This window comes from Flavobacterium indicum GPTSA100-9 = DSM 17447, from assembly GCF_000455605.1.
Lineage (GTDB): Bacteria > Bacteroidota > Bacteroidia > Flavobacteriales > Flavobacteriaceae > Flavobacterium > Flavobacterium indicum.
Genome location: NC_017025.1, coordinates 123,637 through 145,231, shown reverse-complemented (window position 1 = coordinate 145,231; position 21,595 = coordinate 123,637). Strand labels below are relative to the sequence as shown.

The following is a 21,595-nucleotide window of genomic DNA, read 5'->3' as shown; positions in this document are numbered from 1 at the left end:
ACATCTACTAACTATCAACCAACAACTAACAACTAAATGAATGAAAAATAAATTCTACACCTACATACAAACTTTACAAGATCAAATCTGTAAAGGTTTAGAAGACATAGACGGAGTGGCTCAATTCCGTGAAGATTTATGGGACAGACCCGAAGGCGGTGGTGGTCGCACACGCGTTATTGAAAATGGAGCTGTTTTTGAAAAAGGCGGTGTAAACATTTCAGCCGTTCATGGTAAACTACCTGATACCATGCAAAAAATGTTTGGTGTGGGAGAAGCTGATTTTTTTGCTTGCGGATTGAGTTTGGTAATCCATCCTAAAAATCCAAAGGTGCCAACGGTTCATGCGAATTGGCGTTATTTTGAAATGTATGACGAGAAAGGGAACATCATTAATCAATGGTTTGGTGGCGGACAAGATTTAACGCCGTATTATTTGTTTGAAGAAGATGCGAAACACTTTCATCAAACCTGTAAAACGGCTTGCGACAAACACAATCCAGAATTTTATCCGAATTATAAAAAGAAATGTGACGAGTATTTCTGGAATACGCATCGCAATGAAGCGAGAGGAATTGGCGGTTTGTTTTTCGATTATTTGAAAGAAAACGATACCATGAAAATGGAAGATTGGTACAATTTTGTTACTGAAGTTGGGAATTCGTTCTTACAAGCCTATGTGCCAATTGTAGAAAAAAGAAAAGATATATCTTATACCGAAGCACAACGTACATGGCAAGAAATTCGACGTGGCCGTTATGTAGAATTCAATTTGGTTCATGATAAAGGAACTTTATTTGGATTAAAAACCAACGGTAGAATCGAAAGTATTTTGATGAGTTTGCCACCCCACGTACAATGGGTGTATGACCATCATCCTGAAGTAGGAAGTGAAGAAGAAAAATTGATTAAAGTTTTAGAGAATCCAGTAGATTGGGTATAAAAGCGATTAGCTGTTAGCTTTCAGCGATTAGCTAAAAAATAAAAAAACTGAGAGCTAATTGCTAATAGCTGACAGGTTAAAACATATGAAAGACTATAAAAACTTTACAGTTTGGCAAAAATCACATCAATTGACATTAGATGTATATAAAGTTCTGAAAGATTTCCCTAAGGATGAAATATTTGGCTTAATAAGTCAAATGAAAAGATCTTCAAGTTCAATTCCAACAAATATTGCAGAAGGTTGTGGCAGAAATACGGACAAAGATTTTGCTCGATTTTTAATTATTGCATTTGGATCTGCAAATGAATTAGAATATCAATTTATATTAAGTAAAGATTTAAAATTTATTGATTTAGAGACAAGTGAAAAACTATTGTTTCAAATTGAAGAGATTAAAAAAATGCTAAATAGTTTAATTTCAAAATTAAATAAATAAAATTTAATCGCTGGAAGTGATAAGCTAATTGCTAAAAGCTGACAGCTAAAACTAAAGATATGTTTCCAATACACAGAGGTCGTCGTTTACGAGTAAACGAATCTATAAGAAGTTTAGTAAGAGAAACCAGCTTAAGTCCAGCTGATTTTATGTTTCCCATGTTTATCATGGAAGGAGAAAACACAAAAGTGGAAATTCCTTCAATGCCTGGCATCTTTCGTCGTACGTTAGATTTAACCGTAGAAGAAGTAAGAGAATTATTTGCTTTAGGTATTCGTGCGGTTAATATCTATGTAAAAGTTAGCGATAATTTAAAAGATAATACTGGTAAAGAAGCTTGGAACGAAAATGGTTTGATGCAAAGAGCCATTCGTGCTATAAAAGCAGCTTGTCCCGAAATGATTGTAATGCCAGATGTGGCTTTAGACCCGTATTCGATTTATGGTCACGACGGAATTATTGAAAAAGGCGATGTGGCCAATGACGCCACCAATGATGCTTTGGTAAAAATGGCGGTTTCACATGCCCAAGCTGGTGCCGATTTTGTGGCACCAAGTGATATGATGGATGGTCGTGTATTGCGTTTACGTCAAGGCTTAGATGCAGCTGGATTTCACAATGTGGGAATCATGAGTTATTCAGCTAAATATGCTTCAGCATTTTATGGTCCGTTTAGAGATGCATTAGATTCGGCGCCAAAAGATGCTGATGTAGCAGTACCAAAAGATAAAAAGACTTATCAAATGGATTACGCCAATCGTATCGAAGCCGTTAAAGAAGCCCTTTGGGATGTAGAAGAAGGCGCTGATATGGTGATGGTAAAACCGGGGATTGCTTATTTAGATATTGTTCGTGAAGTGAAAAATGCAGTAGATGTTCCTGTAACGGTGTTTCATGTTTCAGGCGAATACGCTATGATTAAAGCCGCTTCCGAAAGAGGTTGGTTAGATCATGATAAAATTATGATGGAACAATTAATGTGTATTAAACGCGCAGGAGCCAGTTTAATTTCGACGTATTTTGCCAAAGAAGCAGCGATTTTATTAAATAAATAAACTGATTTATATCATCATTTAATCTGAAAGTAATGCGTACTTTTGAGAAGAAAAAAACAGTAAGATGAAAAAAATAAGCTATACTTTTTTTACGATAACAAGTTTACTTGTGCTGAACAGTTGTGGTAAAAAAACTGAAACCGATCCAATGGGAAATCCTGTTGAACAAAGTACAACAGCTACACAAACACCGGAAGAACTAGGAAAAGAAATTTTTGAAGGAAAAGGAACTTGCACCACTTGTCACAGAGCAGATACCAAAGTTATAGGTCCAAGTATAAAAGAAATTTCAAAAGTTTATAAAGATAAAAAAGCGAGTATTGCTTTGTTTTTAAAAGGAGAAGGCGAACCATTAGTAGACCCAAGTCAGTATGAAGTCATGAAAGCTAATTTTGCCATAACCAAAACATTATCTGATGAAGAATTAGAGGCTTTAGAAGCTTATATGCATAGTTTAAATAAATAGAAATAAAGTCACCTTAGGGTGACTTTCCTATTTATAAAAAAATCATTTTATTTAATCTCATCTAATAACTCTTTAAAAGAAGGATAAATTATTTGAACTACTTCTTGTATGGGTTCATAAAACAAGGAATCTTTTTTTGTTTTATCACTGAATAACCAATTATTAAAATTTATCTTTTGAATCAATCCAATTAGAACACTTAATACTAAAACCGTTTTTAAAAGACGAAAACCAGCACCTGCCAATTTATTTAACCATCCTAAATGAGCAAAATCTGCAATATTTGAAAATAATTTGGCTAAAAAATGAATTCCAAAAAGCACCATTACAAAAGTGAGTGCAAATGCAATTACTTGTATATATCTTGGTGACCAAGACACAATTTCACTCAAAACGTTTTTAAGGATATCAGAAAAATGAATTGCGATATAAAGACCTAATAATAATGAAATGAAAGAAGCCAATTCCACTAATAGTCCATTTGTATACCCTTTGTATAAAGCAAAAAGTAGCGCAATACTACATAAGATGTCGATGAATTGCATTAGTATTTTTTTTGCAATGTAACCAAATTTTAGTGAATTTAAGAATGTAGCCCTATCTTTGTAAAAAAAGAAATATGTCGAGAGATACCATTTTAAAAGAACGTTGGGAACAAGTAGTAGAACTTCTATCAAACCGATTTGCTGATGGAGACACCTTGGATTTAGATAGTATTATTTATTTAATAGGTGTACAAGAGTTGGGCAAACCTAATCAAACCTTTAAGAAAGATGAAAAAGTAAATTTAATGCATATTGCCATTTGTCGTTTATTAGAACCTTATGGGTATTATGAATTTGATTATTTTGATAAGGAAGGATGGCCCCATTATAAAATAAAAAAACAACTTCCTCCTTTAAAGGCAGGTGAACAAGCAATATTAATGAAAGAAGCTATAGTTCAGTATTTTTTAGAAAAAGAGTTGATAGCATAAACAAATGGGTTTACTGCCACGATGGTAATGGCATCCTTAAAATGAAAACAGCGTTCAGCACGTTTACATTTTAAGATAAAATGGACAGCGTGAGTGAATTCCTTATGAAAATTAGTTTTCTGCAGCCAAATAAAAAAAGAATTATTCCCTAGAATTTAGTAAATTTGCACCCAATTAGTACAAAACCATGATTGATAAAATAAAACAGCATATTGAAGAAGCTAAAATGTTTCATGCTGATAATAAAGAACGTTTAGAAGAATTCCGAATTAAGTATTTGGGAGGAAAAGGAATATTAAAAGAGTTTTTTGCTGAGTTTAAAAACGTACCCAATGAATTAAAAAAAGAGTTTGGGCAAGTAATTAACGAATTGAAAAATACGGCAGAAGAAAAAGTTAAATCCATTCAAGAACAGTTAGAATCAAAAGAGGAGTCTAAAGGGCAGTTTGGTGATTTATCTCGTCCAGGCTATCCGATGGAAGTTGGTTCTAGACACCCGATTTCTTTAGTTAAAAATCAAATTTTAGATGTATTTTCTACAATTGGATTTAATGTATCTGAAGGTCCAGAAATTGAGGACGATTGGCACAATTTTACTGCCTTAAATTTACCAGAATACCACCCAGCAAGAGATATGCAGGATACGTTTTTTATTCAAACCAATCCTGATATTTTATTACGTACACATACATCTTCTGTACAAGTACGTTATATGGAAAATAACAAACCTCCTATCCGTACCATTTCACCCGGAAGAGTATTCAGAAATGAAGCCGTTTCAGCACGATCGCATTGTATTTTTCACCAAGTGGAAGGTTTATATATAGATAAAGATGTATCGTTCGCTGATTTAAAACAAACGTTGTTATACTTCACAAAAGAAATGTTTGGAAAATCTAAAATACGTTTACGTCCATCATATTTCCCTTTTACAGAACCAAGTGCTGAAGTTGATATCTATTGGGGTTTAAAAACAGAAACTGACTATAGAATCACAAAAGGGACCGGTTGGTTAGAAATTATGGGGTGTGGTATGGTTGACCCTAATGTATTGAAGAATTGTGGAATTAACCCCGATGAATATTCTGGTTATGCATTTGGTATGGGAATAGAACGTATAGCCATGTTATTATACCAAATAGGCGATATTAGAATGTTTTATGAAAATGATGTTCGCTTCTTGGAACAATTCAAGAGCAGTTTATAAAAATTAAATCCCGATATATTCGGGATTTTTTTATTTCAAAAAAATAAAACATCAATTAATTCAACAAATAAGCTGATAAAAAACACAAAGCTATACTTAGATATAAACTTTTAGTTTTCATTCTTTATGCAGCAGCTATGGTGTATTTATAGGGGTATTTGGTCCCGTTTTTCGCCGTGCATGGCACGTAGCTTCACCCGGGGCTGTAATGACGTATTGGTAGGTATAGGATATTTTTAACTAAAGTATTAAATAAACACCTAGTTTTTAATTGAGGTATATACAAAAAAAAATCCAGACGAAAAACATATAGTTTTTGTCTGGATTAAAGAAGGCGGCGACCTACTCTCCCATCTCGTCCTTTAAGACGAGACAGTACCATTGACATTTGACAATACAAGGAGCATGCCTTGAAGATTTATGCTACAAGACCTTTTACGCTATTGTATTTATTCGTATTTAAAAAGATTGAGATTGATACAAAAAAAAATCCAGACGAAAAACATATAGTTTTTGTCTGGATTAAAGAAGGCGGCGAACTACTCTCCCATCTCGTCCTTTGAGACGAGACAGTACCATTGACATTTGACAATACAAGGAGCATGCCTTGAAGATTTATGCTACAAGAGTTTTACGCTATTGTATTTGTTAGTATTTAAAAAGATTGAGATTGATACAAAAAAAAATCCAGACGAAAAACATATAGTTTTTGTCTGGATTAAAGAAGGCGGCGACCTACTCTCCCACAGTAATGCAGTACCATTGGCGCAGTCGGGCTTAACTTCTCTGTTCGGAAAGGGAAGAGGTGAGCCCCGACGCAATAACCACCTTAATGTTTTGTTATGTTTACTCCATTAGTTTGGTTAACCATAACAGTCTCGTTACTACGAACGAAACAAATATTTTAACATATTGAGATAGAATTCAAACTTTTAAAAGAAGTTGCTTGCTCCGATTGCTCGGAGCAAGTTGTACAATAAGCTTACGGGTTATTAGTACTACTCGGCTATGACATTACTGCCTTTACACCTATAGCCTATCAACGTGGTCATCTTCCACGACCCTTAAAAGAAATCTCATCTTGTGGTGGGTTTCGCGCTTATATGCTTTCAGCGCTTATCCCTTCCGAACGTAGCTACTCAGCAGTGCCCCTGGCGAGACAACTGATACACTAGAGGTTCGTCCAACTCGGTCCTCTCGTACTAGAGTCAGATCCACTCAAATTTCTAACGCCCACAGTAGATAGAGACCGAACTGTCTCACGACGTTCTGAACCCAGCTCGCGTGCCACTTTAATGGGCGAACAGCCCAACCCTTGGGACCTTCTCCAGCCCCAGGATGTGACGAGCCGACATCGAGGTGCCAAACCCCCCCGTCGATATGAGCTCTTGGGGGAGATCAGCCTGTTATCCCCGGCGTACCTTTTATCCTTTGAGCGATGGCCCTTCCATGCGGAACCACCGGATCACTATGCTCTACTTTCGTACCTGATCGACCTGTATGTCTCTCAGTCAAGCTCCCTTATGCCATTGCACTCTACGCACGGTTACCAAGCGTGCTGAGGGAACCTTTAGAAGCCTCCGTTACTCTTTTGGAGGCGACCACCCCAGTCAAACTACCCACCAAGCAATGTCCCCCGCACTGCGGGGTTAGGCCTCAGACAAGCAAAGGGTGGTATTTCAACAATGACTCCAGAACTCCTAGCGAAGCCCCTTCATAGTCTCCCACCTATCCTACACATCACGTGTCCAAGGTCAATACTAAGCTATAGTAAAGGTGCACAGGGTCTTTTCGTCCCACTGCGGGTAATCGGCATCTTCACCGATACTACAATTTCACCGAGCTCATGGCTGAGACAGTGTCCAGATCGTTACACCATTCGTGCAGGTCGGAACTTACCCGACAAGGAATTTCGCTACCTTAGGACCGTTATAGTTACGGCCGCCGTTTACTGGGGCTTCAATTCAATGCTTCTCCGAAGATAACATCTCCTCTTAACCTTCCAGCACCGGGCAGGTGTCAGGCCCTATACTTCATCTTACGATTTTGCAGAGCCCTGTGTTTTTGATAAACAGTCGCCTGGACCTCTTCACTGCGGCCAGCTTGCGCTGGCGACCTTTCTCCCGAAGTTACAGGTCTATTTTGCCTAATTCCTTAGCCATGAATCTCTCGAGCACCTTAGGATTCTCTCCTCAACTACCTGTGTCGGTTTACGGTACGGGTACTGTTAATCTAAGTTTAGAGGTTTTTCTTGGAAGCCCTTAGGTACACTATCACTTCAGCCGAAGCCTCCGTGTACTATCGCATTTCACCAAACTCTACGGATTTGCCTATAGAGCCTATAGCTAGGTGCTTTAACGAACTATTCCGTCAGTTCGCGGTACTTTCATCACTCCGTCACCCCATCACAATTAACAGTAGTACGGGAATATTAACCCGTTGGCCATCGACTGCTCCTTTCGGATATGCCTTAGGACCCGACTAACCCTCAGCTGATTAGCATAGCTGAGGAAACCTTAGTTTTTCGGTGTGCGGGTTTCTCGCCCGCATTATCGTTACTTATGCCTACATTTGCTTTTCTAACCAGTCCAGCATAGCTCACGCTACACCTTCAACCCTGTTAGAATGCTCCCCTACCACTGATATTACTATCAATCCATAGCTTCGGTAGTATACTTATGCCCGATTATTATCCATGCTCGACCGCTCGACTAGTGAGCTGTTACGCACTCTTTAAATGAATGGCTGCTTCCAAGCCAACATCCTAGCTGTCTGGGCAGTCAAACCTCGTTTTTTCAACTTAGCATACATTTGGGGACCTTAGCTGATGGTCTGGGTTCTTTCCCTCTCGGACATGGACCTTAGCACCCATGCCCTCACTGTATAGAAACATTTATTAGCATTCGGAGTTTGTCAGGAATTGGTAGGCGGTGAAGCCCCCGCATCCAATCAGTAGCTCTACCTCTAATAAACTTAACTACACGCTGCCCCTAAAGGCATTTCGGGGAGTACGAGCTATTTCCGAGTTTGATTGGCCTTTCACCCCTACCCACAGGTCATCCGAAGACTTTTCAACGTCAACCGGTTCGGACCTCCACTATGTGTTACCACAGCTTCATCCTGCCCATGGGTAGATCACACGGTTTCGCGTCTACCATTACTGACTATAGCGCCCTATTCAGACTCGCTTTCGCTACGGATCCATGTCTTAAACACTTATCCTCGCCAGCAACGGTAACTCGTAGGCTCATTATGCAAAAGGCACGCCGTCATTCGCCTGGGCGAACTCCGACCGCTTGTAAGCGTATGGTTTCAGGATCTATTTCACTCCGTTATTCACGGTTCTTTTCACCTTTCCTTCACAGTACTGGTTCACTATCGGTCTCTCAGGAGTATTTAGCCTTACCGGATGGTCCCGGCAGATTCAGACAGGGTTTCACGTGCCCCGCCCTACTCAGGATACCACTATCAATAACTTCCATTACCTATACAGGACTATCACCTTGTATCGTTAACCTTTCCAGGTTATTCTAGTTCTGTTAGCATCAAATCTCGTGGTCCTACAACCCCAGAATTGCCGTAACAACTCTGGTTTGGGCTAATGCGCTTTCGCTCGCCACTACTCACGCAATCACTTTTGTTTTCTTTTCCTCCGCCTACTTAGATGTTTCAGTTCAGCGGGTTCGCTCACCTATCGGTGTACTATGTCTTCAACATAGTGGGTTGCCCCATTCGGAAATTTGCGGATCAATTCGTATGTGCCGATCCCCGCAACTTATCGCAGCTTATCACGTCCTTCATCGCCTCTGAGAGCCTAGGCATCCCCCATACGCCCTTATTTTGCTTATTGTTTTCTTTTGGTCTTACTTATTACTAAGTAAAACTGTGTCTTTCTACTTGTTTGTATATTATCTCAATATGTCAATGAACTTTTCTCGCATATGCGAATCGTGGAGAATATCGGAGTCGAACCGATGACCTCCTGCGTGCAAGGCAGGCGCTCTAGCCAGCTGAGCTAATCCCCCGTTTTCGTAGTTGTCAGTTAACAGTTATCAGTTAACAGTAACTTTAACGGTTAGCTTACCTCTAGAATTTCCTTTTTTTTAGTTAAATTAGTAGTCCCGGGCAGACTCGAACTGCCGACCCCTACATTATCAGTGTAGTACTCTAACCAGCTGAGCTACGAGACTCTGTATTTAACCTAATTTTTTGAACTAACAGCAAGAGTAATACTCTATCTTTTTACTTTTTAACCTAACACCTATATCTTATGTCTCTAGAAAGGAGGTGTTCCAGCCGCACCTTCCGGTACGGCTACCTTGTTACGACTTAGCCCCAGTTACTAGTTTTACCCTAGGCAGCTCCTTACGGTCACCGACTTCAGGTACCCCCAGCTTCCATGGCTTGACGGGCGGTGTGTACAAGGCCCGGGAACGTATTCACCGGATCATGGCTGATATCCGATTACTAGCGATTCCAGCTTCATAGAGTCGAGTTGCAGACTCCAATCCGAACTGAGACCAGTTTTGAAGATTCGCTCCTTATCGCTAAGTGGCTGCTCTCTGTACTGGCCATTGTAGCACGTGTGTGGCCCAGGACGTAAGGGCCGTGATGATTTGACGTCATCCCCACCTTCCTCACGGTTTACACCGGCAGTCTCGTTAGAGTTCCCGACATGACTCGCTGGCAACTAACGACAGGGGTTGCGCTCGTTATAGGACTTAACCTGACACCTCACGGCACGAGCTGACGACAACCATGCAGCACCTTGAAAGTGGTCCGAAGAAGGCCTAGTTTCCTAAGCTGTCCACTCCCATTTAAGCCCTGGTAAGGTTCCTCGCGTATCATCGAATTAAACCACATGCTCCACCGCTTGTGCGGGCCCCCGTCAATTCCTTTGAGTTTCACACTTGCGTGCGTACTCCCCAGGTGGGATACTTATCACTTTCGCTTAGCCACTCAGATTGCTCCGAACAGCTAGTATCCATCGTTTACGGCGTGGACTACCAGGGTATCTAATCCTGTTCGCTCCCCACGCTTTCGTCCATCAGCGTCAATAAATTGTTAGTAACCTGCCTTCGCAATTGGTATTCCATGTAATATCTAAGCATTTCACCGCTACACTACATATTCTAGTTACTTCACAATTATTCAAGTCTAACAGTATCAATGGCAGTTTGATCGTTGAGCGACCAGATTTCACCACTGACTTATTAAACCGCCTACGGACCCTTTAAACCCAATGATTCCGGATAACGCTCGCATCCTCCGTATTACCGCGGCTGCTGGCACGGAGTTAGCCGATGCTTATTCATACAGTACCGTCAAGCTCCCACACGTGAGAGGGTTTCTTCCTGTATAAAAGCAGTTTACAATCCATAGGACCGTCTTCCTGCACGCGGCATGGCTGGTTCAGTCTTGCGACCATTGACCAATATTCCTCACTGCTGCCTCCCGTAGGAGTCTGGTCCGTGTCTCAGTACCAGTGTGGGGGATCTCCCTCTCAGGACCCCTACCCATCATAGCCTTGGTATGCCGTTACCATACCAACTAGCTAATGGGACGCATGCTCATCTTGTACCGTTGGAACTTTAGTAAAAAAGTGATGCCACTTCTAAACACCATGGGGTATTAATCCAAATTTCTCTGGGCTATCCCCCTGTACAAGGTAGATTGCATACGCGTTACGCACCCGTGCGCCGGTCTCAAGTTAGCAAGCTAACTCTACCCCTCGACTTGCATGTGTTAGGCCTGCCGCTAGCGTTCATCCTGAGCCAGGATCAAACTCTTCATCGTAGATTTTTAATATTTTTCGACGATATATTTTTTGCTAGGTCTAATTTCGTATACTCGAAAAAGTCTTACCCTTATTCTTGTATGCTGTCAATCCAATATGTCTATGAACTTAATCTCTTATTCTTATCACTAACCTCTCTCAGTTAGCGGGTGCAAAAGTAAAAACTTTATTTTAAACAACCAAAATAATTTTAAACTTTTTTTGAAGAAATTTTAAATTATTTTTTTTAATCTGTTTAAGAACGTGTTTCTCATTTTGGGATTGCAAAGATAGGGACATTGTAATTAATAAAACAAATTAATTTAGATGTTTTTGTGAAAAAAATTACAACTCTCTAGTTAGACAAGTGTTAACAATAAAAAAGTTTTGAAAAACAAGAATTTTAAAAAATCTATACAATTATATAAGAATAAGGAAATAAACTAATAGTAATTTGCGCCCATGAAAAAAGTATGTATTAAAAGACAACACAATTACAAAGTTGATAAAAACAAAAATCCTAATCATTACTGATTAGGATTTGCTCCCCCTCTTGGGCTCGAACCAAGGACCCTCTGATTAACAGTCAGAGTAATTATATTTTCATATTTTTTCATTTGCTTTCAAAAGCCTTGTATTTAAAGGATTTTTTAAAATCTGTATTTTCATTTGTTTTCAAATTTTAACCTATTTTCAATACATTTGTTGTACCTATGTTGTACCCAAAATAATTTACTCTATATGGCAACTATAAAAATCACTCAAAGAACTAAAATCTTATCAAATGGAGAATATCCTATATTTTTAAGAATAACCAAAGATAGAAAATCAAAATATATTTCCCTTAAATTATCTTGTGATATTTCTCAATGGAATGAAATTAAGTCTGAATTCAGAAAAAGTTATGTTAATTACAAACAAATGAATGCTGCTTTAATTGAAATTAGAAACAGGGCAGAAAAGATAATATCTGATTATTTAGCTAAAGGAGAGGATATAACATTGGATGAATTTGAGGCTTTGTTTTTGAATTTTAAACTTGACAAAAAAGTTTCAGTAAATGATTTTTGGCAGGAGCATATTGATGATTTAAATAAATCAGGAAGAACAGGTAATGCTCGATTTTTTAGAGATTCCAAAACTAGTTTTTTTAAATTTTTAGGTAATAAAACAATTTACTTCAAAGACATAACTCCACTTTTGTTGGATAAATATGAAGTGTATCTTCGTTCAAATGATAATATTGATAGTGGAATAGCTGTAAAAATGAGAGCTATCAGGGCATTATATAACGACGCAATTAAAAAAGGATGTGCTAGTAAAGAGTATTACCCATTTATAACCTACAAAATATCTAAGTTAAAAGGTTCATCAAATAAAAGAGCATTGAGCATCGAAAATGTTCATAAAATTATAAATCAGGATTTATCAGAACATCCTAATTTGATAAACACTAGGAATTATTTTGTTTTCAGTTATTATACTCGCGGAATGAATTTTAATGACATGATGAAACTGAAATGGGATGATATTACTGAGGACAAAATTACATATGTTAGAGGTAAGACAAAGGGTAGATTTGTTATTAAAATTCTTGAACCAGTTAGAGAAATTCTTGAATATTATAGAAATCAAAAGAGACCAACAAAGTATGTTTTCCCAATAATACTGAAAGAAGACTTAACACCTATTCAATTAGAAAACAGAAAAGAAAAAACACTTAAAAAGTTCAATAAAGATTTAAAACAATTGGCTTCTCTTTGTAAGATAGAAGATAAAATCACAAGTTATGTTGCTAGACATAGTTTTGCCACAAATTTAAAACAAAGTGGTGTTTCTACTGATCTAATTTCTGAAGCAATGGGACATCAAAATGTTTCAATTACGCAAGCTTATTTAAAAGAACTAGAAAATGATGTAATTGATGATGCAATGGAAACACTTTTACAAAAAGTGACAAAGTGATTTAATTCTCATAAAGTTCATTCTGAATTAGATTAATAATTCAGATTACTATTTAAAGCCTTTCATTTCAAAATGAAAGGCTTATTTTTTGATTAAAAACTTCTCAAAACAATTAGCACTTTATCACTTGTGTTAGTTGTTTTTTCATTTCAATATTAACCATTTTAAAGATTAAAATTTATGCAATTAAAGCAATCCGAGAGAAAACAAGTTAAGCTCCGTTTAGGGATAAGTGGAGCAAGTGGCTTTGGTAAAACCAAGTCAGCATTATTATTAGCCTATGGAATGACTAATGATTGGAGTAAAATAGCAGTTATTGATACTGAAAATTCCTCTGCATCATTGTATTCAGATTTAGGAAATTTCTATGTTATAGATATTTCAGCTCCTTATACACCTGAGAGGTATATTGAAGCAATTACACTATGTGAGAATTCAAATATCTCAGTCATAATTATTGATTCTATTACCCATGAATGGAATGGTTCAGGTGGATGTTTAGATATTCATGAAAAACTAGGTGGTAGATTTCAAGATTGGGCTATTGTAACACCAAGACATCAAGCCTTTATTGATAAAATTCTACAATCAAGTTGCCATGTTATTACTACAGCTAGGAGAAAAATTGAGTATGACATTGACAAAGATGCTAATGGTAGATTGAAAGTACAAAAGTTTGGTACTAAAGAAATTACTAGAGAAGGCTTTGAATATGAGCTTACAGTCAATTTTGAGTTAATCAATGACAATCATTTAGCTAGAGCAAGTAAGGATAGAACAGGGTTATTTATGAATAAACCTGAGTTTGTGATTAATTCTGCAACAGGTAAAAGGATTTTAGAATGGTGTAATTCTGGTACTAACTTACAAGATGCTAGAGAGAAAATTAAAGCTACTAAAACAGTTGAGGAATTGAAAGTTTTATACAATCAATACAGCAATTGGAGAGAGCTTTTAGAGTACGATTTTAAAATTCAAAAAGACACTATCAACTCGAAAGAATTATTGTTAAACCCTAAATCATTTTCAACAAATGGACACACAACTCATCACTGAAAATTCTACTACCATAATAGAGAATAATGGTAGTACCACAGAAGGAACATTGGTATTACAAAGAGTTAATCCAGATGGTACTAAAACTATATTGAATTATCCTAAAAGTGAAAATATTGATATAGATAATGAAGTTATGCTACCTAGCAAGATTAATGAGCTTATTGCTGTAGAAACCACTTCAAAGCCTACAGGAACTATTTTATTTGTACCTAAACCATTTATTGAAGCTAACACTTCAGAAATTAGTTTGCACACCTTAAAAAGTGATTGTGTAATACCAGTATTTTCAAAAGATAATGAAAGGACTATTGCGCATCAAGAGTTTATTGAAATAGCACAGGATTGTGTAGCAAAAGTATTTCCACAACATATATTTGATGAACCAGAGGTAAGGGTATCACACCAAATCAAAGGCAGAACTCCTGATGCTATAAATAAACAAGCTAAAGATTTACTAGACCACGAAAGAACTCAATACTTTGAAAGAATGGCATTCATTATTAGAATACCTAGTATTGTTGATACAATCAATGGTAATGAAATTGCTTTGGTAATAGGTGGAGTTCGTTCTTATAATTTGGAAAACCTTTACAACAAAAAGACTATTGAAAAGTTCAAGTTTTTTATTGGCTTCCAAGTTAAAGTATGTTGTAACCTAGCTGTATCGAGTGATGGATTTGTGGAAGAAATGCGTGTAAGTTCGTATCAAGAGTTACAAAGCAAGATTTTAGAAGTGTTGTACAATTTTAATGCAGAAAAGCAATTAGCACAAATGAAGCAACTTTCTGAACACTCCCTAACAGAACATCAATTTGCTCAATTATTGGGTAGAACAAGATTATATCAGCACTTGCCTAAAAAAGACAAGCTAAATATTCCAGTACTAAATTTCAATGATGGTCAGCTTAACACCATAGCAAAAGACTATTACGAAGATGCTAGTTTCAGCAGAAATGAAAATGGGGATATTAATCTTTGGAATGTATATAATCTCTTTACTCAAGCTAATAAGAGTAGTTATATTGATACGTTCTTGGATAGAACAGTCAATGCCTTTGATTTTTCAAATGGCTTGTTAAAAACACTAAATGGTAGCTCTAACTATCATTGGTTTTTGAGTTGAGAAGAACCCAACCTTTTTAATTAGAGGTTGGGTTTATATTGTATTTTTAAATATAAATTGTATTTAACCGCAGTTTATAATAAATGGATATATTTTGAAATTAATTAACTTATAAATCTTTCAATTTCAAACCTTTTGAAATCATTTAATGTATTCAGGTATTTTTTAAATTCTAGATTAGCTTTTAAGTTATTATTCATGTCAAACCTTAAATTATTTAACTGATTTTCAGATTTTAATTTATTTATAAGGCTTATGTTTAATCCAAATTTTGTAAAACTAATTATTTTCTTATCTGTTGTTCCATATACATATAAATGATATGTTTCTTCAGAGATTAATTTATAATCATACAAAAACACAATAAATTTATTTAATTTAAAACTAATAAAGTCATCCTCAATTTTCAATTTAACTATAGCATAATTAATTAATTGTTTATCTGTTAATTTTGTCAAATCTATAGCTACATTTTTATTGTGTATGTCTTTAAAATATTTTTTTGATTTATATGGAATTTCTCCATAGGTTGTGCCAATATAATATATATGATGCTTTTTATCTCTTGATTCTTTTCTAGCTTTTAAATATTTAAAAAGATGATTAACATTTTCTTTCAATGAATATTGGATATACTAATTTAGCTTCCAGTATGAGTTAAGAATAAAATCTTATTTTTAACATATGAAACGAGAAAGAAAAATCTATGATCCAGCTTTTAAGACAAAAGCAGTTCAATTAAGTAATGAAAGAGATAATATTTCAGAACTGGCAAGAGAACTAGGAATAAAAGTTAGTTTACTTTATAAATGGCGAAAAGAATACGAAGAATTTGGCGAAGGCAGTTTTCCTGGAAAAGGAAATCTTAAACTAACACCAGAACAAGAAAAGATTGTTGAGCTTGAGAAAAAGCTAAAAGATGCAGAACTAGAACGTGATATATTAAAAAAAGCAATCGGCATTTTTTCCAAGAGCGGTCGATGAAATATAAATTCATTAAACATCATGAATATCTATTTTCGATTGAAAAAATGTGTAAAGTGTTAGAAGTTGGTTCTAGTAGTTATTATAAATGGAAAAGCAAAACGCTTTCTAAAAGAACAATTAGAAAAAACGAAATAAAACAACAAATAACAACCATTTATTTTGCCTCAAAACAACGCTATGGAAGTCCAAGAATCACTATTGAGTTAAATACATTGGGCTACAAAATATCAAGAATAACAGTTGCAAAATATATGAATGAACTTGGTTTAAAAAGTAAATTAAGTAAGAAATTCAAAGTTACCACCGATTCAAAGCATAATTATTTAGTGGTAGAAAATGTGTTGAATAGAAACTTTATGGTTGCTAATCCATCAAAAGTTTGGGTATCAGACATCACTTATATTCAAACCAAAGAAGGATTTTTATATCTAACAACAATCATCGATTTGTACGACCGTAAAATGATTGGTTGGAGTTTAAGCAACACAATGAATACTGAAGATACAACTCTCTCAGCGTGGAAAATGGCTATAAAAAATAGAATCGTTGAGAAAGGATTGATTTTTCATTCTGACAGAGGAGTTCAATATGCAAACAAAAAATTTGCAAATACAATTGAATCTTACGGAGTAATTAGAAGTATGAGTAGAAAAGGAAATTGTTGGGATAATGCAGTAGCAGAAAGCTTTTTTAAATCATTGAAGACCGAATTAATTTATGGCAATAAACTAATAACTAAAAAGCAAATGGAACTGGAAATCTTTGAATACATCGAAATTTGGTATAATAAAAAAAGACGCCACAGTTCATTGAATTATAAAACAATCGAAGAATTTAATAATCAAAAAAACATTTACAAAAATGTAGCTTAACTTAAACTGTAATTTTTATTTGCATATCCACATTTTCTGTTTTCAATGTATCTTTCATAAAAGTCTCTAGCTACTTGTTGTTCAAGTCTCGCAAATTCAAAATCAATTATAAATTTATCTTCATTTACATAATCTTCTATAAATATTTTAAAAATCTTGTCTAATATTTTGATTTTTTCCCATTCTGAATTTTTCAACGCACTTGAATTGAGTTTCTTAAGTAAAAGTTTGGTAAGTTTATCTGTATCAGAATAAAATAGATTAATCCCATTTTCTATTAGATATTGTTTTAGTTCTCCAAACTCATCTGCTGGAGGTGTTATCAAAAATTCTTCATCATTAACTAATTTGTTAATAACCTTTGGGTCTGTTTTTTCTTTATTAATATCATACTTTTCTAAAGTTGGATTTTCAATTTTATCTTCGAAAGCCCTACTTCTTAATTCTAGTATTTTTGAAAACATATTAGTATTTGATTTATTATCAAATTCATTGTTTATAAAATGCACATTAGGTAGTAGCTTATGTAAATTATTTCCATTTTTGAAAATATCATTTAATCTATTGACTCTTCCTATTAAATTTGTTAATTCTTTTCCATGTAACCCATAAGTGTTAAGTATAAACAATGTGTCAATAGGTAAATTTATGCCTTCTAATATTACAGAATTAGCAATGATATATTTTAGTTCTGGTAATTCTTTAAATTTAGTTTCTAAATATTCTTTAATTAGGTCAGGTAGTTTGCCATGAAGATATACAATACCGTGCTTTAATAAATCCACACCATAAAAACTACTATGCACTTCTTCTTTTAGATTATTTATAGTCTCCACAATTCTATCATTCAAATTTATAGACTTCTCTATGCTTTTGGAAAGTTCAATGGCTAACTTTTCAATGACTTTTGGTGAATTATAATAAAGAAAATTTTTACTTCCAGAATTATTGATTAAATATTCAATGAAACTGTTATTTCTTCCTATTTCAAATCCTGTATTCAATTTATTTATAAAGTATTTATTATGCTTAACCACAGTATTGTTAATTTTATACTCGTAAATTTCAGGAATTTTAATATTAAACTCAATGATGTGAGAATGTATTACTTGATTATCATTAATTTTTATGTTTTGAATTTCATTTATTAATGGAGATAAATATGCAACTTTTTGATTCTGATTCAATATTTTATTTAGTTTTAAAAGTCTAGTTAACAACAAGCTTCTATTATCTCCACTCTTAACTTTTTTTAAAATATTATGAGCTTCATCTATTATTAAAACATCAAAAAAGACACCTTTCTTTCTCTTTAATAATCTTAATGCTCTTTCTTGAGTAAAAACAGCAATAAATTTAGTTTCAATTGAGTACATTTCTTCATGAATCAAAATTTTGTAATCCAAATTAGCATCTCTTATCATTCTATAAGTTTGCATCAAGAGTGATTTGGTTGGTACTATTATTACAATTTTTGAATTATTTTGAAGAGTTTTTAAGTAGTCAATTATTACTGAACTTTTACCATAAGAAGTAGGTGCTAAAAATCCTTTTTCATTAGCATCATCATATAGAAAACTGTTCCTTTCTTTATGTTGTTCATAGGTTTCAATATAGTATTTATTTATATCAGTTTCCTTTTGGAATTTTTGTAACTCAATTGATGTGAAAAAATTATCAAGATTATTATCATTGAGTAAACTATTTTTTAGTATTGAGTTTGAAATTGGGTAAAATCCAAATATGGTTGAAAAATCATATAATGGTTTATAGTCCAAAGTTTTAATTGAATATTTTAAAATTATGAAATATGCAATTTCTGCATAGCTTTTATACTTTCTATCATTAGCATATTCTTTTATGAATAACAAGGCACAAGTAAGCGCGTAAGCTTTCTCGTTTTCATCTAAAGCTTTATCAATAGTTAACTTTGTTAAGATATTTTTAAATTCAGAGTTTTTTTTAAAAATATCTGTGAGTACCCTTTTTTCTTCTGTTAGCATAAAATAGCATTATGATTTTAAATAATCTAGAACTTGTTTAATTGCTCTTTTGTTTATACAAATAACTATAATTTTTTTATACTTCTTTTTTTTGAGATAATTTTGAATTGTAATTTTTAATTCTTTTCTATTGATACTTTCCCAATCATCATCCATAAATATTGTAGAACATGGTATGATATTAAAATCTTTAATTTCAAAATAATTACCTCTAAATATAATTTATTGATAAATCATTCAATTTATCCTTTATAGTTTTTTTTGTCCTTAAATCACTTTGGTTTGCGTGTTTATATGCATTTTCCCATGGATTGTTATCTTTATCTTTGCCTTCTACTTTATTCTTCAACCCTGTATATGCCTCTGCAATTTTACTTTTATGAGAAATATCTATTGTAGTAATTTTACCTGATTTACTCTCTAAAATCCATTCTTCATTCTTTTTAGAATAATAACCATCAAAACCCTTTTTTAATGAATTTTCTTCAAGATTTGTAAATAAAAATTCAGCTTTGAATTTTTTAGTTTTGATAAAAAAATGAATGATTAGTTCAGCTACAGCTCCAATTTCTAAATCAGAATCTTTCTTTGAATCAAAAAAATCAACTAATTTAGTTTTTACATCAATTAAACCAATATTCCTCGTTCCTTCACAAATTTCTGTAAGTTTAGCATCAAAGAAATTTTTTAGATTACTGTCTATTATATCTATATCAATAGTGTAAAGGATGTTGCCACACTCTAGCTTTTGTTTTTTATGACTGAAAGGATTCTTCATTACTGCATACTAGTATATTAAAATATTTCTGGTTGATTTCAAATATAACAGTTGTGTCTTGCCTTATTAATTGTTGAATGTTGAATTTAAAAGTATCCAATTTATTAAAGATTTTATTTTCTATATAAAGCTACTTCTACACAACAATTTTTGTGGTAAATCTCTTGAGGTAAGTTCAAAACTCTTTCCTATACTAATTGATTTCTTTTTATTTAATGTAATAATAATAAATCCATTTGTTGAAGTTTCTTCACTCTCAATTTCGTAAAATTTTTCTACAAAATCTTTAGCGTTTCTTTTGAAAATTGAATTTATAAATACTTCAAATTCGCTAACCAGATCATCTTCAATAAATAATTTTAATTGATTTAGACTTTTATTTTGATATAAATACATTGAATATAACTGAAATGCTGCAATTCCAACTTTACTTGTTTTGTTAAAATCTGGTTTTTCAATCATTAATCTGGTTAAAAAAATCTGGTAAAACTGAAAATTTAATTTCATGTTTTTAAATCTTTTCTGAACTAATTCTGTGAAATAGAAACTAGGATTGGATGATATTGAAATTGTTATTGCTAGCTCATTTGGTATACTACTAATTACATTTAAGTTTTCTGGAATAGATGGTAGTTTAACAATATATTCTGCTGTCAAATATTCTTGAAGTGATTTATGTGCAAATTCATATAATTCATAACCTGCTTGAATAAAAAGTCCAGTATGAGTTTCTAATTCTTCTAAGACATTTTTTGAATCTTTTCTGTCTAAATCAAAATCATTATAAATTTTAAAATATAAATTCTCAAGTGTTGATGTAGAAAAAATAGACTTTTTGTTGTTTACAGTTAAATGATATGCTATACTTGTAAGAAACTCAAATTTTCTATCGATTTCAAAGTCTGAATACTTTGAAACTCTTTTAATATTCCTCTGTTCATCCCATTCCTCTAATAGTAAATTGACAATTTTTTTATATACAGTCTTGGGCTTTTCAGGAATTTTTCCAACTCTTTCATAGATTGCACATAAATGAGCAATTGTTAATGGTCTTACTGCTGTATCTATAAATGGGGATTTATAAACTTCTGATAAAAAAGAGTTGATTTTATTTTCCTCAATTAACCATTTTGTAGCAAATAATGAAATTTGTTCCTCATTAAGTGAACACAATTCAAAAGGTGTTATATTTTCAAAATGATAATTAAAATCTGATGTTCTAGATGTGATTATCAATCTCGAGTCTTCTAAAAAATTTGCTAATTCTCCTATTTCAAATAGAATTATTTCTCTGTGCTTTTTATAACTTAATTCATCAAACCCCTCAATTATTAGTATAACATTGAGCTTATTCAATAAATAAAGAACAAGTTTTTGCTTTGTTCTTATTATTTCTTCTTCGCTTTGATTTTCTCTTATATCTAAAGACAATCCAAGTAAATTGAAAATATATTCAAATAACATTCCTGACTTGTTCTTAGAATTTATAGGTTTATTCAAGTCTCTTAATTTGACTAAAATAGGGTACTTGTATTTTTGAAAACTAGTATTGTCATTGAAAAATATAGAGTGACATAAATACTTCATTGAAGTTGTTTTGCCTGCCCCTGGTTGTCCTAAAATTAATAAATGTTTAGTTTCAACATCAAAAATCTTATTTAATGGGATTTTTAAAATTTTTTCTGACTCATCAATTCTTATGTTTCTTGGGTAAACATACATATCTAATTCTATAAAAACTTGGCTCATTACTTTAGAAGACTTTAAATCTTTAAATGTAATTTCATTTGACCAGTTTTTTACTTTTTGAATATGTTCATTTAAAGAATCATAAATATCTTTTTCTTTTGATAAAAGTTTATTGAAGTTCTTTTTAAGAAATGTTGTGGAATATTTAAAAACCTCTTTAGCTGCTTCCTTAATAATAATCTCTTTAATCATAATTT

Annotated in this window: 15 protein-coding genes, 2 tRNA genes and 3 rRNA genes; 10 read left to right on the top strand and 10 right to left on the bottom strand. The window is 33.5% G+C overall.

Going from position 1 to position 21,595, the window contains the following annotated elements; genetic code table 11:
- The first annotated feature begins 40 nt into the window (after window positions 1-40).
- From hemF to KQS_RS00645, 4 genes are all read left to right on the top strand, one after another.
- On the top strand, window positions 41-943 hold the full coding sequence (gene hemF / locus KQS_RS00660; RefSeq protein ID WP_014387277.1) for an oxygen-dependent coproporphyrinogen oxidase: 903 nt from the start codon (window positions 41-43) through the stop codon (window positions 941-943).
- Window positions 944-1,028: 85 nt separating this feature from the next.
- On the top strand, window positions 1,029-1,382 hold the full coding sequence (locus KQS_RS00655; protein ID WP_014387276.1) for a four helix bundle protein: 354 nt from the start codon (window positions 1,029-1,031) through the stop codon (window positions 1,380-1,382).
- A 59-nt stretch (window positions 1,383-1,441) separates the two neighbouring features.
- On the top strand, window positions 1,442-2,437 hold the full coding sequence (gene hemB, locus KQS_RS00650; RefSeq protein WP_014387275.1) for a porphobilinogen synthase: 996 nt from the start codon (window positions 1,442-1,444) through the stop codon (window positions 2,435-2,437).
- A gap of 64 nt (window positions 2,438-2,501) precedes the next feature.
- Window positions 2,502-2,903 carry a c-type cytochrome gene (locus tag KQS_RS00645; protein WP_014387274.1) on the top strand — a complete coding sequence of 134 codons (402 nt, stop codon included), beginning with the start codon at window positions 2,502-2,504 and terminating at the stop codon, window positions 2,901-2,903.
- Window positions 2,904-2,950: 47 nt separating this feature from the next.
- Here the strand turns inward: KQS_RS00645 and KQS_RS00640 are convergent, their stop codons facing one another.
- Window positions 2,951-3,448: a CvpA family protein gene (locus KQS_RS00640; protein WP_014387273.1), complete on the bottom strand. Its 498-nt coding sequence runs from the start codon at window positions 3,446-3,448 to the stop codon at window positions 2,951-2,953.
- 74 nt (window positions 3,449-3,522) lie between these two features.
- Here KQS_RS00640 and KQS_RS00635 point away from each other — a divergent pair, with 74 nt between their 5' ends.
- Together KQS_RS00635 and pheS are read left to right on the top strand one after the other, a co-directional pair.
- Window positions 3,523-3,879 carry a hypothetical protein gene (locus KQS_RS00635; protein WP_014387272.1) on the top strand — a complete coding sequence of 119 codons (357 nt, stop codon included), beginning with the start codon at window positions 3,523-3,525 and terminating at the stop codon, window positions 3,877-3,879.
- Window positions 3,880-4,066: 187 nt separating this feature from the next.
- A complete protein-coding gene (gene pheS / locus KQS_RS00630; RefSeq protein ID WP_014387271.1) occupies window positions 4,067-5,086 on the top strand; it encodes a phenylalanine--tRNA ligase subunit alpha in 1,020 nt (339 codons plus the stop codon).
- A 722-nt stretch (window positions 5,087-5,808) separates the two neighbouring features.
- Here pheS and rrf read toward each other — a convergent pair.
- From rrf to KQS_RS00605, 5 genes are all read right to left on the bottom strand, one after another.
- Window positions 5,809-5,918 (bottom strand): 5S ribosomal RNA (rrf, locus tag KQS_RS00625).
- 140 nt (window positions 5,919-6,058) lie between these two features.
- Window positions 6,059-8,936: ribosomal RNA gene (locus tag KQS_RS00620) — 23S ribosomal RNA — on the bottom strand.
- A gap of 101 nt (window positions 8,937-9,037) precedes the next feature.
- Window positions 9,038-9,111, bottom strand: a tRNA-Ala gene (locus tag KQS_RS00615).
- A gap of 91 nt (window positions 9,112-9,202) precedes the next feature.
- A tRNA-Ile gene (locus KQS_RS00610) sits at window positions 9,203-9,276 on the bottom strand.
- A gap of 90 nt (window positions 9,277-9,366) precedes the next feature.
- Window positions 9,367-10,882 (bottom strand): 16S ribosomal RNA (locus KQS_RS00605).
- Together the 16S, 23S and 5S rRNA genes with 2 tRNA genes alongside form the textbook arrangement of a ribosomal RNA operon.
- Before the next feature lie 721 nt (window positions 10,883-11,603).
- Here KQS_RS00605 and KQS_RS00600 point away from each other — a divergent pair.
- The 3 genes from KQS_RS00600 (at window position 11,604) to KQS_RS00590 (ending at window position 15,009) form a co-directional block, all read left to right on the top strand.
- Window positions 11,604-12,827 (top strand): site-specific integrase, encoded by a 1,224-nt coding sequence (locus KQS_RS00600; RefSeq protein ID WP_014387270.1) that lies wholly within the window; start codon window positions 11,604-11,606, stop codon window positions 12,825-12,827.
- Between the two features lie 180 nt (window positions 12,828-13,007).
- Window positions 13,008-13,883, top strand: coding sequence for an AAA family ATPase (locus tag KQS_RS00595; RefSeq protein ID WP_014387269.1), 876 nt, complete (start codon window positions 13,008-13,010; stop codon window positions 13,881-13,883).
- Window positions 13,861-15,009: a DUF3871 family protein gene (locus KQS_RS00590; protein ID WP_014387268.1), complete on the top strand. Its 1,149-nt coding sequence runs from the start codon at window positions 13,861-13,863 to the stop codon at window positions 15,007-15,009. The genes KQS_RS00595 and KQS_RS00590 overlap by 23 nt, the downstream gene beginning before the upstream one ends.
- 104 nt (window positions 15,010-15,113) lie before the next feature.
- On the opposite strand, the gene KQS_RS00585 is transcribed toward KQS_RS00590, so the two are convergent.
- Window positions 15,114-15,629 carry a hypothetical protein gene (locus KQS_RS00585; protein WP_041251931.1) on the bottom strand — a complete coding sequence of 172 codons (516 nt, stop codon included), beginning with the start codon at window positions 15,627-15,629 and terminating at the stop codon, window positions 15,114-15,116.
- A gap of 64 nt (window positions 15,630-15,693) precedes the next feature.
- Here KQS_RS00585 and KQS_RS00575 point away from each other — a divergent pair.
- Window positions 15,694-16,868, top strand: a protein-coding gene (locus KQS_RS00575) for an IS3 family transposase (protein ID WP_242400756.1) whose coding sequence is annotated in 2 segments (ribosomal slippage) — window positions 15,694-15,961 and window positions 15,961-16,868 — 1,176 coding nt in all. Because the reading frame shifts where the segments join, the coding sequence is not laid out codon by codon here.
- On the opposite strand, the gene KQS_RS00570 is transcribed toward KQS_RS00575, so the two are convergent.
- The 3 genes from KQS_RS00570 to KQS_RS00560 all read right to left on the bottom strand — a co-directional run bounded on the left by KQS_RS00570 (window position 16,865) and on the right by KQS_RS00560 (window position 21,590).
- On the bottom strand, window positions 16,865-18,871 hold the full coding sequence (locus KQS_RS00570) for a DEAD/DEAH box helicase (RefSeq protein ID WP_051149651.1): 2,007 nt from the start codon (window positions 18,869-18,871) through the stop codon (window positions 16,865-16,867). The two genes, KQS_RS00575 and KQS_RS00570, sit on opposite strands and share 4 nt — an antisense overlap.
- Window positions 18,872-19,082: 211 nt before the next feature.
- On the bottom strand, window positions 19,083-19,649 hold the full coding sequence (locus tag KQS_RS00565) for a hypothetical protein (protein WP_051149650.1): 567 nt from the start codon (window positions 19,647-19,649) through the stop codon (window positions 19,083-19,085).
- A gap of 120 nt (window positions 19,650-19,769) precedes the next feature.
- Window positions 19,770-21,590 carry an NACHT domain-containing protein gene (locus KQS_RS00560; RefSeq protein WP_014387265.1) on the bottom strand — a complete coding sequence of 607 codons (1,821 nt, stop codon included), beginning with the start codon at window positions 21,588-21,590 and terminating at the stop codon, window positions 19,770-19,772.
- Window positions 21,591-21,595: the final 5 nt, after the last annotated feature.

What these genes read in the sequence shown, in the direction of transcription:
- hemF (WP_014387277.1), top strand. Translation starts at nt 41, where the DNA reads ATGAAAAATAAATTCTACACCTACATACAAACTTTACAAGATCAAATC.
- KQS_RS00655 (WP_014387276.1), top strand. Translation starts at nt 1,029, where the DNA reads ATGAAAGACTATAAAAACTTTACAGTTTGGCAAAAATCACATCAATTG.
- hemB (WP_014387275.1), top strand. Translation starts at nt 1,442, where the DNA reads ATGTTTCCAATACACAGAGGTCGTCGTTTACGAGTAAACGAATCTATA.
- KQS_RS00645 (WP_014387274.1), top strand. Translation starts at nt 2,502, where the DNA reads ATGAAAAAAATAAGCTATACTTTTTTTACGATAACAAGTTTACTTGTG.
- KQS_RS00640 (WP_014387273.1), bottom strand. Translation starts at nt 3,448, where the DNA reads ATGCAATTCATCGACATCTTATGTAGTATTGCGCTACTTTTTGCTTTA.
- KQS_RS00635 (WP_014387272.1), top strand. Translation starts at nt 3,523, where the DNA reads ATGTCGAGAGATACCATTTTAAAAGAACGTTGGGAACAAGTAGTAGAA.
- pheS (WP_014387271.1), top strand. Translation starts at nt 4,067, where the DNA reads ATGATTGATAAAATAAAACAGCATATTGAAGAAGCTAAAATGTTTCAT.
- KQS_RS00600 (WP_014387270.1), top strand. Translation starts at nt 11,604, where the DNA reads ATGGCAACTATAAAAATCACTCAAAGAACTAAAATCTTATCAAATGGA.
- KQS_RS00595 (WP_014387269.1), top strand. Translation starts at nt 13,008, where the DNA reads ATGCAATTAAAGCAATCCGAGAGAAAACAAGTTAAGCTCCGTTTAGGG.
- KQS_RS00590 (WP_014387268.1), top strand. Translation starts at nt 13,861, where the DNA reads ATGGACACACAACTCATCACTGAAAATTCTACTACCATAATAGAGAAT.
- KQS_RS00570 (WP_051149651.1), bottom strand. Translation starts at nt 18,871, where the DNA reads ATGCTAACAGAAGAAAAAAGGGTACTCACAGATATTTTTAAAAAAAAC.
- KQS_RS00565 (WP_051149650.1), bottom strand. Translation starts at nt 19,649, where the DNA reads ATGAAGAATCCTTTCAGTCATAAAAAACAAAAGCTAGAGTGTGGCAAC.
- KQS_RS00560 (WP_014387265.1), bottom strand. Translation starts at nt 21,590, where the DNA reads ATGATTAAAGAGATTATTATTAAGGAAGCAGCTAAAGAGGTTTTTAAA.